This is a genomic window from Hymenobacter sp. 5516J-16, from assembly GCF_022919335.1.
Classification (GTDB): Bacteria; Bacteroidota; Bacteroidia; order Cytophagales; family Hymenobacteraceae; genus Hymenobacter; species Hymenobacter sublimis.
This window is the reverse complement of record NZ_CP095058.1, coordinates 3425991-3437757: the sequence shown is the minus strand read 5'-3', so window position 1 is coordinate 3437757 and position 11767 is coordinate 3425991. Positions and strand designations below refer to the sequence as shown.

The 11767-nt window shown below is 57.6% G+C and carries 11 protein-coding genes and 2 tRNA genes; 4 read left to right on the top strand and 9 right to left on the bottom strand.

Going from position 1 to position 11767, the window contains the following annotated elements:
- Positions 1-158: 158 nt before the first annotated feature.
- Both MUN84_RS17070 and MUN84_RS17065 read left to right on the top strand, forming a co-directional pair.
- Positions 159-1412, top strand: coding sequence for a TolC family protein (locus MUN84_RS17070; protein ID WP_244695211.1), 1254 nt, complete (start codon positions 159-161; stop codon positions 1410-1412).
- Positions 1413-1514: 102 nt separating this feature from the next.
- On the top strand, positions 1515-2684 hold the full coding sequence (locus tag MUN84_RS17065; protein ID WP_244695210.1) for an efflux RND transporter periplasmic adaptor subunit: 1170 nt from the start codon (positions 1515-1517) through the stop codon (positions 2682-2684).
- Positions 2685-2888: 204 nt separating this feature from the next.
- Here the strand turns inward: MUN84_RS17065 and MUN84_RS17060 are convergent, their stop codons facing one another.
- The 7 genes from MUN84_RS17060 to mltG all read right to left on the bottom strand — a co-directional run bounded on the left by MUN84_RS17060 (position 2889) and on the right by mltG (position 7810).
- Positions 2889-4157: a PAS domain-containing protein gene (locus MUN84_RS17060; protein ID WP_244695209.1), complete on the bottom strand. Its 1269-nt coding sequence runs from the start codon at positions 4155-4157 to the stop codon at positions 2889-2891.
- A 35-nt stretch (positions 4158-4192) separates the two neighbouring features.
- Complete coding sequence (locus MUN84_RS17055; RefSeq protein ID WP_244695208.1) at positions 4193-4552, bottom strand: hypothetical protein; 360 nt, start codon at positions 4550-4552, stop codon at positions 4193-4195.
- Between the two features lie 194 nt (positions 4553-4746).
- Positions 4747-4831 (bottom strand) — tRNA-Ser (locus tag MUN84_RS17050).
- A gap of 74 nt (positions 4832-4905) precedes the next feature.
- Positions 4906-4992, bottom strand: a tRNA-Ser gene (locus MUN84_RS17045).
- Positions 4993-5114: 122 nt separating this feature from the next.
- The gene (locus MUN84_RS17040; RefSeq protein ID WP_244695207.1) at positions 5115-6077 is read right to left on the bottom strand and encodes a YihY/virulence factor BrkB family protein; all 963 of its coding nucleotides are present in this window, start codon (positions 6075-6077) and stop codon (positions 5115-5117) included.
- Positions 6078-6174: 97 nt separating this feature from the next.
- Positions 6175-6660 (bottom strand): acyl-CoA thioesterase, encoded by a 486-nt coding sequence (locus MUN84_RS17035; RefSeq protein ID WP_244695206.1) that lies wholly within the window; start codon positions 6658-6660, stop codon positions 6175-6177.
- A 73-nt stretch (positions 6661-6733) separates the two neighbouring features.
- Positions 6734-7810 (bottom strand): endolytic transglycosylase MltG, encoded by a 1077-nt coding sequence (mltG, locus tag MUN84_RS17030; protein ID WP_244695205.1) that lies wholly within the window; start codon positions 7808-7810, stop codon positions 6734-6736.
- A gap of 130 nt (positions 7811-7940) precedes the next feature.
- On the opposite strand from mltG, the gene MUN84_RS17025 reads away from it, so the two are divergent.
- Both MUN84_RS17025 and MUN84_RS17020 read left to right on the top strand, forming a co-directional pair.
- Positions 7941-8948, top strand: coding sequence for a T9SS type A sorting domain-containing protein (locus MUN84_RS17025; RefSeq protein ID WP_244695204.1), 1008 nt, complete (start codon positions 7941-7943; stop codon positions 8946-8948).
- A gap of 203 nt (positions 8949-9151) precedes the next feature.
- On the top strand, positions 9152-9781 hold the full coding sequence (locus MUN84_RS17020) for an L-threonylcarbamoyladenylate synthase (protein ID WP_244695203.1): 630 nt from the start codon (positions 9152-9154) through the stop codon (positions 9779-9781).
- Between the two features lie 77 nt (positions 9782-9858).
- Here the strand turns inward: MUN84_RS17020 and MUN84_RS17015 are convergent, their stop codons facing one another.
- Positions 9859-10776 (bottom strand): lysophospholipid acyltransferase family protein, encoded by a 918-nt coding sequence (locus tag MUN84_RS17015; protein ID WP_244695202.1) that lies wholly within the window; start codon positions 10774-10776, stop codon positions 9859-9861.
- Entirely contained in the window at positions 10773-11657 is an 885-nt protein-coding gene (locus MUN84_RS17010; RefSeq protein WP_244695201.1) for a hypothetical protein, read from the bottom strand. Before MUN84_RS17010 ends, MUN84_RS17015 begins: the two co-directional genes overlap by 4 nt.
- Positions 11658-11767 lie beyond the last annotated feature (110 nt).

Genomic DNA, 11767 nt, shown 5'->3' with positions numbered 1-11767 from the left:
CGGTACGGCCCTTACCTGTCATTCCGAGCCCAAGCGAGGAATCTGGGTTCAGCTAAGAATCTAACCCAGATTCCTCGCTTGGGCTCGGAATGACAAGGTAAACTACCCTCAGCAACGATAGAGACGCGAAGTGTCGCGTCTTTACAGCCATATGCTCCATGAGAATTTCACTCCTCATTTTCCTGTTTTTCTTACCTAGCCTGCTCCTTGGTCAGACGACCCCGCGCACCTTACCCCCGCCTACCCCAACTGGCCCCGTTGCACCTGATGGGCCGCTTACCCTGCAGCAGGCCCTGCAAACCGGCTTGCGTCAGAGTTTGCTGGTACAAACGGGCAGCCTGGAAATAGAGCGGCAGCGCGTGCTGGCCCGCACCGGCTACGACCTGCCGCGCACGGTAGTCGATTTTCAGGTGGGGCAGATTTCTGGGCCTTTGCGCGACCAGAGCCTGAACATCGTGCAGCAGTCGGCGCTGCCGGGCGTGTACGGCGCCCAGCGCCGCCTGCTGGAAGGCCAAATCCTGACGGCTGAGCAACGGGCCCGCGCCCAGCGCCGGGAGCTGACGTACACCATTCGCAGCACTTATTATGAGCTGCTGCTGAACTACCGGCGAGCGGCCCTGCTTCGGCGCCAGGACAGCCTGTACCGCCGCGCGGCCCGGGCGGCCCGCATCCGCTACCAAACCGGCGAAACCAACCGCCTGGAGCAGGTATCGGCCGAGGCTCGGATGCGGGAGGTGCAGAATCAGCTGGCCCTCATCCTTACGGATCAGGAGGTGCAACAGCAGCAGCTAGGCGTACTCCTGAACCTGGGTCGCCCCGCCACCATCGATACGACAGTGACGCCCGCGGTAGTACTTAGCCCCGCCGATACCGCCGGGCTCACGGCCGCCTCCAACCCTACCCTAGCGCTGCTGGAGCAGGAAATTGACGTGAGCAAGCGCCAGACGCGGGTAGAGCAGCTGCGCCGCCTACCCGACGTGCGCGTGGGCTACTTCAACCAGACCATCAATAAGGAACGAGGCTTTCACGTGGCTCAGGCGGGCATTGCGGTGCCGCTGCTGGGTGGCATTCAGAAGGCGCGCATCCAGGCTGCGCAGTTGGGGGAGCAAGCCGCCGAGGCTCAACTGCGCTATGCCACTACCCAGCTCAGCGGGCAGGTAGCGGGCCTGCGCCGCCAGCTTACGCGGGCGCAAGCTTCGCTCACCTATTACGAGCAAACGGCCTTGCCCCAGGCCCGCCTCATTCTGGAAACTGCCGAAAAGAGCTTCCGTGCCGGCGACATTGAGTACGTGGAGTACGTGGTGAACACCGAGCCCGCCAGGCAAATCCGCACGGCCTACCTCGAGCAAATCCGGCAGTACAATGAGCTGGCCCTGCGCCTGCAAAACCTGGCCGGCCCCGACGTTCCGTAAGCTCCTGCCACCCGTCTCGCGCCGTTCGTTGCATCGTAATAACTGTCCATAAAAAAGCGCGCTCTGGCTTTAGTAAGCATGCTATTTTCGCTTTCCTCCCATATGAAATATATTCCCTACGTGCTACTAAGCAGCCTGCTGGCGGCCTGCGGCCCGAATACTTCTGACCAACCGGCAGCCGCTACAGCTCCCGAAGCGGCGGCCCCGGCCACAGCCGTCAGTCCCGATGAGGTGCGCATAAGTCCGGCCCAAGTGCAAGCCGCGGGCGTGGAAACCGGTGCCTTCGAGTGGAAAAACATGACTACCGACGTGCAGGCCAACGGCAGCATTGATGTGCCGCCGCAGAACCGGGCGTCCGTGTCGGCGGTGATGGGCGGCTACGTGCAGTCGGTGGCGGTGCTGCCGGGGCAGCAGGTGGCGCGCGGCGGCGTGGTGGCCGTGCTGCGCCATCCCGACTACCTGAAGCTGCAGCAAGACTACCTGCAAAGCAAGGCCCGGGTTACCTTCCTGCAGAAAGAACTGCAGCGCCAGCAAATCCTGGATGCCGAGGATGTAGGAGCCAAGCGCAAGCTTCAGCAGGCCCAGAGCGAGTATGCATCGGAACAGGCCACCCTGCGTGCCACAGCCGCGCAGCTCCGAATGCTGGGCCTTTCCATGAGTCGCTTGGATAAGGGAGAAATTTCACCCACGGTGCCGCTGGTTTCGCCCATCAAAGGCTACGTCAAGACCGTGAACATCAATCCGGGGCAGTTCGTGAATCCGCAGGATGTACTGGTGGAAATTGTGGACCGTTCCGATTTGCATCTGGAGCTGAAGGTGTTTGAGCGGGATATTGCGCGGGTAAAGAATGGCCAACGCATCTTGTTCAAGATTCCCAGCCGGGGCTCCAACGAGGACATGGGAGCCCGGGTATTTCTGGTGGGCAAGGCCTTCAACGACGACGCTCGCACGGTAAGCGTGCACGCCCACCTGGAGCCGGAGCGCGACGATGTGCTGCCGGGTCAGTACGTGTCGGCCCACATCCAGACGGCCGGCGCCCGCCAGCGCACCCTCCCCGAAGATGCCGTAATTCAGGCCGGTGAGTTCAGCTACATCTTCGCCCAAACCGGCCCTGGTGCCTACCGCCGCTATAAGGTTCGGACTGGAACCACTGAAAACGGCGACGTCGCCATCATCCCTCTAGAACAGCTACCCGACACTACCCGCCTAGTCCGGCACGGCGCGTATTTCCTGGACGCCGAGCTGAAAAAAGGCCAAGATGCGGAGGAGTGAGGTGGTGAAATAGTGAGATAGTGAGTTTGCTGTTCTGACGGTAGCCCCAGCGGGACAACAGATTGGTAGGACACCCCAGTACAGAAATATTCAGCCCCAGCGGGGCGGCACCGCTCGTTGAACGATTGGGTGTCGCCCCGCTGGGGCTGCTATTGCCATTAGACTAGGCAATTATACAACTCACTATTTCACTATCTCACCATTTCACTCTCCTATGCGCTGGCGTAGCTCCTGCACTTCACGCTCCAGGTCCAGGGTGCGGAATATAACTTTGGCCTCGAGGTCGGAGTAGGCGCGTTCGAGCTGTTCCTGCAGCTGCTTTTGTTCGGTTACGTCGGTGTTGGTGCCGCACCAGCGCACGATGCGGCCTTCCTCGTCGCGCACGGGCAGGGCCCGGCTTAAAAACCAACGAAACTCTCCGTCGTGGCGCCGGAGCGGGAAGGTGTCTTCCCACTTTTCCCCGTCGAGGAGGGCTTGCTTCCAGCCGTTGGTTATTTCATCCACACGGTCAGGATGCATGACTTTCTGCCAGCCCCAGCCCATCATTTCCTCATGCGTTGTACCCGTGAAGCGAAACCATCGGTCGTTGTACCAAACAATAGCGCCGGTTTCGTCGGCCATCCAGGCCAGCTGGGGAATGGCATTGGCTAGGGTCATGAAGTCCTGTTCCCGCTTACGCAGGGCCAATTCCTGCATCTTCTGGTCGTGAATGTCAGTGCACGTCCCAAACCACTTGATGATTTCGCCCGCCTCATTACGCACCGGCACCGCTTGGCCCAGAAACCAGCGGTAATCGTTCTGCCGGGATTTAAAGCGGTATTCAATTTCGTAGAAGTCGCCAGTGGCCAGGGAGTGGCCCCACACCTGCCGCGCCCGCGCCCGGTCGTCGGGGTGGAGCAGGTTATTCCACATATCCGGGCCTACGCTGTCGGCCAGCGTGTACCCCGTAAAATCAGTCCAGCGCTGGTTGAAATAGGTGTGAAAGCCCGTAGCATCCGTCGTCCAGACTAGCTGCGGAATCAGTTCGGCCAGGGAGTTGAAGTCGGCCCAGGAGCCTATACTTTCCGAGTGGCTTTGCCGCAACTGCTCCACGTCCACCATGTTAATAACCCACTGCTGCACCTGGTTGTGCTCGTTGAGCTGGGGGTAGCCCATGCTGCGCACCCAGCGGTACTGGCCATCAAAGCGCCGAAACCGAAACTCTATCTGGTACGCCTGCCGAGCAGCCAGGGCCTGCTGCCACTGAGCGGCCGTGCGGGCCACATCGTCTGGGTGCACTTGCGCGGCCCACTCCGTGGCAATCTGCTGTAGAGTTAACCCCGTGAAAGCCAGCAGTTCCGAGCTGACGTACACCACGTTACCCGCAGCATCTGCGATACCAAGTAGCAAGGTCGAGGCCGGGGTAGCGACAGGCTGGTGGGCTTCTTCGGGGCGTGAAGGACTGTTCGGATTTTCAGAATTGGCAAAGGCCATACGAAAACATACAGTTAGCAGAGGTGATAAGGGAATTACGGGCGGGTTAGCTGCATTTCCATCCCCGACTGAAAGTACAGGGACAGTTGGCTGCTGGTGCCGTCGCGGGAGCGGCGCAAACGCGTAACTAGGGCGCGGGTTTGCTCCTGCTCCATGTTTAATTCCAGGTACGGACGGTTCAGCAGGGTATCTCGCTGCACCAGCCAGTTGCCCACATCCTGCTGCCCCGGGGCCTGAATAGCTACCCGTCCGGGCTCCAGGTGAAAACGCTCGGCGCGGGCCAGGGTAGTGGCCGGGTTAGTGCGGTTGAGCACCCGATCAGCTACGTGCCAGTCCCCCGTCAGATAATCGTCGGGCAGTTGCTGCAGGTTAACGTCGAAAAGCAGTTCAGACATAGACACCATAAAGGTACGGCAGGAAGCTCAACAAATACTACGCCACGGGTTTGTGTATAGCAACTAACCAAGAAAATATGTACTAAAGATGAAGATACTCTTACGGTTATGTGTGGGTAGTAACCATAGCAAAACAGCCTCCCAACCGTACGGCTGAGAGGCTGCTTATTTCTTGCTGGTTTCTGCACCGGTTGCAGAGGAGGAGGGATTCGAACCCCCGGAGGTTTAACCCTCAACGGTTTTCAAGACCGCCGCAATCGACCACTCTGCCACTCCTCTAGGGTTGGGCTGGATGCATCGTTGCAGAATACAGCAAGCAAAAAAGGCTTTTTCACGCTTTGAAAAAACCAGTGCAGAGAGGGGGGGATTCGAACCCCCGATACCCTTGCAGGTATAACGGATTTCGAATCCGTCGCATTCGACCACTCTGCCACCTCTCTAACAGGTCCCAACTGAGTGGTTTGGGATGGCAAAAGTATTCATCAACACCTAATGGACAATACGACGGCTGAAAAATTTCTTTGATAATTTTCTTATTCACTCAGTCCCAGCCAGTAAGGGTTTACTTAGAAGCAGGTACCGGTAGTTGGCGCTTCAGCCGACCCGTAACAGCGTCAATGCTCACGTTCACCTCAAAGCCCAGAATCAGGGTCATGCACACAAAATCTAGCCACACCATAAACCCTACCAGCGTGCCAATAGAGCCGTAGAAGTGGTTGTAGCTGTCGAATATCTTCACGTAGAGGATGAAGAGAAAGGACACCAGAAAGATGAGCAGGGTAGCTACCACAGACCCGGCCGATAGAAAAGGCCACTTATCGTGTACTGGCGGTACATAGTAGTATACTAGGCAGGTAGTAAGCAGGAAAAGCCCCACCACAGAACCGTAGCGCAGCAAAGCAATTAGTTGGTCGGTCAAGTGTTCGGGTACGATTTCGTGGTACACCAGCGCGTCAATAATGTAGGTTCCGAAGAAGATGCCCGCTACTGAGAACAGCAGCACCGACGACAACACTACCGTCAGCAGGGTGGCAATGACGCGCTTGCGCACGTAAGTGCGCTTCTTGAAGGAGGGGTACTTTTTCTCGAAAGCGTCGAGCAAGGCCATGATGCCGTTGGAACTGAGGACCAACGCGGTAGCAAAACCGAAGGACAAGAGTCCGCCGTGCGGAATGTTCACAATATCCTCAATGGTACCAGACACGGCCAGGTACATTTCCCGCGGAATTAAATCGGACAGGAACTGGAGAATATCCAGGTTCAGGTTCGGGACGGGAATGTAGGGAATGAGGGTAAAGAGGAAAATGATGGTGGGAAAGATGGCAATGGTGAAGTTGAAGGCCATGTAGCTGGCCCGTTTCGCAATGCCATCGAGCTTGATTTCCTGCAGTAGCCGGTCGACCACATCATACACCGAAGCCCGGCCGCCATGAAACCGGAGTTGCTTCAGGAACACGATAAACCGGCGGTAGCTTCTTCGCCGGCGCACATCGGGCATTCGGTATCGGCGAACGGGAAGGCGCATAGGTAGAAGGCGGAAAAAAGTATGGGTAGTTGGTTAACTACGCCGGCGTGGGGAGTGGTTCCGGGCGCACGTTTGGCGGGGCGGCTTCCCTCCTATGCTATTTCAGGAAAGCGGCTGGAGCAGGCGGGTTCACCGGGGCCTTGGGTGGGGTTAGGGGCCCGGCCGTTTCGTCGTCGGTGAAATACGGGGCCAGCTTGGTTTGAATGTGAGCCGGAATAGCCACCGGTCGCCCCGTAGCCATGCTCACGAATACCATCAGGGTGTGGCCTTCGGTGAGAAGCTCCTGGGCCTCATTGTAGATTTCGTACTCGAACAGAATGCGCGAGCCCTCGGCGGGCTGCTTGAGCAACAGGCGCACCGTTAGCAAGTCATCGTAGCGGGCGGGACGGCGGAAGCGGGTCCGGATTTCGCCCACTGGCATCCCTACCCCATCGGCCTCCAAATCCTTATAGCTGATGCCCAGCTGGCGAAATGCTTCCGTGCGGCACACCTCAAAATAGGCGGCGTAATTACCGTGGTACACGTAGCCCATCTGGTCGGTTTCGGCGTACCGAACGCGAATATGGGTATCGGACTGATACATGGGGTAGCGTTTGGTTATCAGTTGGTAGCAGGCAGCTAGCAGGGCAGAACCGTAGTAACGGCACACTACCTGCTTACTTCATAATTCCAGCCCGGCTGAGGGCGGCCTGGTAGCGGCGGGCGTTTACAAGGTGCTCCTGCTCGTTGCGGGCGAAGGCGTGGTAGCCGCTGAAATCCTCTTTGGCGCAGAAATACAGGTAGTCGTGGCTTTCCGGGTTCAGCACGGCATCAATGCTGGCAATGCTGGGCAGGTTGATGGGACCAGGAGGCAGGCCCGCGTACTTATAGGTGTTGTAGGGCGAATCCTTGGCCAGGTGCACGTTCAGCACGCGTTTAATGGTGAAGTCGTGGTTGGCATACACGACCGTAGGGTCGGCCTGCAGCTTCATGCCCCGCTTGAGGCGGTTGAGGTAGACACCCGCCACCCGGGGTCGCTCATCGGCGTGCTGCTGCTGCTCGGCTTCCACAATGCTAGCCAGTATGCTTACCTGCTCACGGCTAAGCCCCAGCTGTTTACGCTTGGCGTCGCGCTCCGGCGTCCAGAACTTCTCGTACTCCTTCTTCATGCGGCGCATGAGGTTGTCGGCGGACGTGTTCCAGAGCAGCTCGTACGTGTTCGGAATAAACATCGTCAGGATGCTGGTAGTGTCGAAACCCAGGCTTTTGGTGTAAGAAGGCGAGCTAAGCAGCGAGTCAAACTGGCTGGGCTGGGCATCAATGGTGGTACTCAGCTTGCGGGCCAGGTCTTCACGCAACCGAATGTTCTGGAAGGTCAGAAGTAAGGGCAGCTTGTTACTACCCGTGCGCAGGTCGTTGATAAGCTGGCGGTTGGTATAGCCGTCTTTGAGCTCATAGCGGCCGGGCTTCACCAGCTGCTCATACTTCATGAGGCGGGCCACAAAGTGCAGGCTGAGCTTATCCACAATCACGCCCGTGGCCTCGATGGAGTCAAGCACGGCCTTGGCCGACTCGCCGCGGCGCACCACCACGTAGGTGGGCCGCCCTTTGGTTTCTACGTTCGGGGTGAAAAAGACTTGGTAGAAATAATACGAGAACGTAATGAGCAGCAACCCGATAACGCCGGTGACGTAGGCAAAACGGTTGCGGCGGCGTGTGGCCTTGGCTTTGTAATCGATGCGGGTGTTGGCCATGAGCAGGGAGGGTAGTAACAAAACGGTAACATTGCTCGTCGCGGCCAAGCTGGATTAGCCAACGGATTCGAGGTAGTTTTGAACTTCAAAAGTACAGTTTCTTCATTTCTCCTTTTCTTCTTTCACACCTATGGCACACTCCTACTCTTTCGGATTTTTTATGCGCGGCCTGCTGGGCCTAACCCTGAGTGCCAGCGCCGTTTCAGCTTCGGCCCAAAATACGCCCACCGGACCTACTCCTGTTAGCGTTACGGCCGGCGCTATTTACTCCCAGAATTTTGATGGGACGGCTCCTACAGGCGCTGCCACGACTACGGCTTACCCTGCTGGCTGGGCTGGCGTACGACTCTCGGGTACTGGTACTGCCAACGAAGTTTTTACCACTTTGTCTGTTACGGATGGCAGCGCCAACTCAGGCGGCGTGTACAGTGTAGGAACAGCCAGTGCTACTGACCGGGCTATGGGCAGCATAGCGTCGGGCTCTACCGTACCAGCTTTCGGAGCAGTATTCACTAATGGTACTGGCGCTGCCGTAACGCGCGTAAACGTGGCTTTACGGGGTGAGCAATGGCGCTCTGGTAGCTTTGTTGATCAGAATGAAGTGCTTGCTTTCGAGTACAGCTTAGATGCAACTAGCCTCACCACCGGCACCTGGGTAGCTGCTACGGGCCTGAACGTGACGGAAGTTGCCAATGCTATTACTGCCAATGCTGCCCTCAATGGCAACGAAGCAGCTAACCGAACGGCCATTGCTGGTTCCATTACCCTTAATTGGCCCGCCGGAGCTACTATGTGGATTCGCTGGAAGGACACCAATGAGAGTGGTTCCGATGCCTTGTTAGCCATTGACGATTTCGCCCTTTCCACGGGCACCACTACCCTCAGCAGCCGCAAGGCAAGTGGCGCGGGCAACGTAGCAGTTTTCCCAAACCCCACTTCAGAGGTTGTGACCATTCAGGTAGCGGGCCGCGCTGAAAAAGCCGCCGTAACCGTATCCGACCTCACGGGCCGGGTAGTGTTGCGCGGCACTGCCGCTGCCGATGGCACGTTTAGCCTACGGCCTTTGCAGGCTGGCAACTATATTTTGCTGGTGCAGAACGGCGACACGTTCACGACCCACAAGGTAACCAAGCAATAAGGCTACCATGCCCCAACAAAAAAGCCCCGGCACTTTGGTGTCGGGGCTTTTTTGTTGGGGCATGGTAGCCATTAACAGCCGGAGGGCAACCCCACGGGTGTTTTTATCGAAAAGAGTAGCAGGTTCCTGCTTCTGCTTGTACCTTGACCGCCCCGCCGCTAACTGGCCCCGGGCCGACTGCTCATCCAACCCACGCTTCCGCTATGTCCGCAACCTTGCTCCGCATCCACCCCGACAATCCGCCCCAAAACCGCTTGGCGCAAGCTGCGGAAATACTTCGCAAAGGCGGCGTCATTATTTATCCTACCGATACGGTGTACGGCTTAGGCTGTGATATTCATAATGCCCGGGCCGTGGAAAAACTCTGCCGCATCAAGGGCCTGCATCCGGAAAAGGCCAACCTTTCCTTTATCTGCTCCGACTTATCTCACATCACCGACTACGCTACCGGCATTACAACGCCCGTGTACAAGGTGCTGAAAAAAGCGCTACCTGGTCCTTTCACCTTCATCTTTGAAGCCAGCAACAAGGCCCCTCGCTACGGCGGTGTGAAGCGCAAAACCGTGGGTATTCGGGTGCCCGACAATAACATCTGCACTGGATTGGTGCGCGAACTGGGTAACCCCATCGTTTCGACGTCTATTCACGATGAGGATGAGATTCTGGAGTACAGCACCGACCCTGACCTCATCTTCGAGAAGTACCGGCCGCTGGTAGACTTAGTGATTGATGGCGGCTTTGGCAACAACATTGCCAGTACCGTCGTCGACTGTACTAATGAAGATTTCGACATCGTCCGGCAGGGTGTGGGAGATATTGAGCAGTACTTGTAACCATCCCCTAGGCAACAGACAAGGCGCGGGCGCATCCTACTCACCGGATGCGCCCGCGCCTTTTTCATACACGTATACTACGCTTTGCTTTCCAGTGCTGGCCTCTTGTGCTTCCACCGGCGGTGAGTCCAGAGGTAGTCCGCGGGAAAAAGACGAATATCCCGCTCTAGCTGCTGCACAAAGGCATCGGTAATTGGGAAGCTGCCGGCCGGGAGCGGGGCGTCTCCATCGTACAGCTCCGTAAGGATGATTTCGTAGTAGCCGCGCCGTAGTCGCTGAATGCTTACGTACACTACCGGGCAGTGAAAGCGAGAGGCCAGTCGCTCAGCGCTGGTGTAAAACCCAGACTCCTGGTTCATGAAAGTCGTCCAGTACGGCCGGTCCTCGGGGCCAGCGGCCTGGTCAGAAAGCATGCTCACTACCCGAACTTCGCCCTTGCGCTGCACCATGTCGCGTAGGGTATCCCGCATCGGAATCAGCCCGGAGCCGGTGCGGGTGCGCAGGTGGTACAAAAAGCTCTCGAAGAACGGGTTGCTCAGGGGCTTATACACGCCATCCGTATGGGCCGATAGCCAAGTAGCCCCCGACGTAAGAACCCATTCCCAGTTGCCCGCGTGCGAAGAAAGCCCAAGCACCGTGCGCCCTTGGGCGAAGTGCCGCTCCATTACCTCCACGTTACGAAACAGAACCCGCTGTTTTAGCTCGGCGGCGGGCATGGTGGCTAGCTTTAATATTTCTACCATTACCTCGGAGAAGTGCCGGTAGAATTGCCGGGCCAACTGCGCGATTTCAGCGTCTGACTTTTCCGGAAACGAGTTGCGCAAATTTTCCAGCACCACCCGCTGCCGGTAGCGCACAACGTAGGCCATCAGCAGGTACAGGCCAGAGGAAATCCCATACAATACCGATAGGGGTAGGCTAGAGAGGCCCAGCAACAGCCACTCCAGCGGGCGGTAATACCACGGGTAAGGCTTGATAATAGGTGTTTTTTTCATCGGGGCATTACTGCCCCGGCGGGCGCATAATCGGCCGGGTTACGGCGCAGGGAGGTTGTTTGGGTACTAAGCACTTGGTTTTTGGAATTACGGATTTCTACGCTCAAACTATAGTCGCCAGCGGGCACCTTGCTCAGGTCTAGCTCCCCAGTTACTACCGTGGGCTTGCCCTGCGCAGCCGTAGCGGAGGCCTGCCCGGTAGTCACGTCCTTCGAGCCTTTCAGTGCCCGAAGCCGGTAGCGCACGTTCAGGGCCTGCCCGGCCGGAGCGTTGTACAGCTCGGCGTAAAAATACAGCTTATCCATGCCGCGCGCATACAGTCCGCCGGCTGCCCGGGTTAAGCTCAGTCCATTACGAATAAAATTATTGGCCTCTACTGCTGAGCGGCTCGCGGGCCGACTCAGCAACACCACGCTACTTAGCAGGGGCTTTCCTACCCCAAATTCCACTATCACAGGCACTTCCACTATATCCACGTTAGCGGCACGGTACTGGTCGCGCATGTGGGCCCGCAAGGTGTAGCGGCCCTCTGGCAAGCTGATGCGCTTCTGAAAGCTCAGCGGATTTTTGATGGCAGCCGTAGTATCGCGCAGCACTGGCGGCTTGAGCGTTACTGTTTCTTGGTAGACGGCCGTGCCGTCGTTGCGCACTGCCTCCAGGGTAACGTTGGCTGCGGCCTGAAATAGTTTGGGCCCGCGCCGCTGGTACGTAAGGTTTTTGCCGGAAACCGTTACGTAGATTTCCACTACGCCTCCCTTCACGGCTATGTCATCGTTGCGAAAGGAAGCCACATCCAAGCGCACCTGATGCTGGGCGGTGGCCGACCCCATACTTACCCCCAGAACTCCCAAAAGCAGCAGGGCACGAAATAAAAACGACATAGTGTCAGAGTAACAGGCTGAATGTATTCCCCAAACGCTTACATGGGGAAATATGTACGGGCAAACGCGCCAGCTTAAAGCAGCGTTTCAATTGCCTCATCCCAGTTTTG

Bases quoted from the DNA above. Each gene is read 5' to 3' on its own strand.
- MUN84_RS17070 (WP_244695211.1), top strand. From the start codon at position 159: ATGAGAATTTCACTCCTCATTTTCCTGTTTTTCTTACCTAGCCTGCTC.
- MUN84_RS17065 (WP_244695210.1), top strand. From the start codon at position 1,515: ATGAAATATATTCCCTACGTGCTACTAAGCAGCCTGCTGGCGGCCTGC.
- MUN84_RS17060 (WP_244695209.1), bottom strand. From the start codon at position 4,157: ATGGCCTTTGCCAATTCTGAAAATCCGAACAGTCCTTCACGCCCCGAA.
- MUN84_RS17055 (WP_244695208.1), bottom strand. From the start codon at position 4,552: ATGTCTGAACTGCTTTTCGACGTTAACCTGCAGCAACTGCCCGACGAT.
- MUN84_RS17040 (WP_244695207.1), bottom strand. From the start codon at position 6,077: ATGCGCCTTCCCGTTCGCCGATACCGAATGCCCGATGTGCGCCGGCGA.
- MUN84_RS17035 (WP_244695206.1), bottom strand. From the start codon at position 6,660: ATGTATCAGTCCGATACCCATATTCGCGTTCGGTACGCCGAAACCGAC.
- mltG (WP_244695205.1), bottom strand. From the start codon at position 7,810: ATGGCCAACACCCGCATCGATTACAAAGCCAAGGCCACACGCCGCCGC.
- MUN84_RS17025 (WP_244695204.1), top strand. From the start codon at position 7,941: ATGGCACACTCCTACTCTTTCGGATTTTTTATGCGCGGCCTGCTGGGC.
- MUN84_RS17020 (WP_244695203.1), top strand. From the start codon at position 9,152: ATGTCCGCAACCTTGCTCCGCATCCACCCCGACAATCCGCCCCAAAAC.
- MUN84_RS17015 (WP_244695202.1), bottom strand. From the start codon at position 10,776: ATGAAAAAAACACCTATTATCAAGCCTTACCCGTGGTATTACCGCCCG.
- MUN84_RS17010 (WP_244695201.1), bottom strand. From the start codon at position 11,657: ATGTCGTTTTTATTTCGTGCCCTGCTGCTTTTGGGAGTTCTGGGGGTA.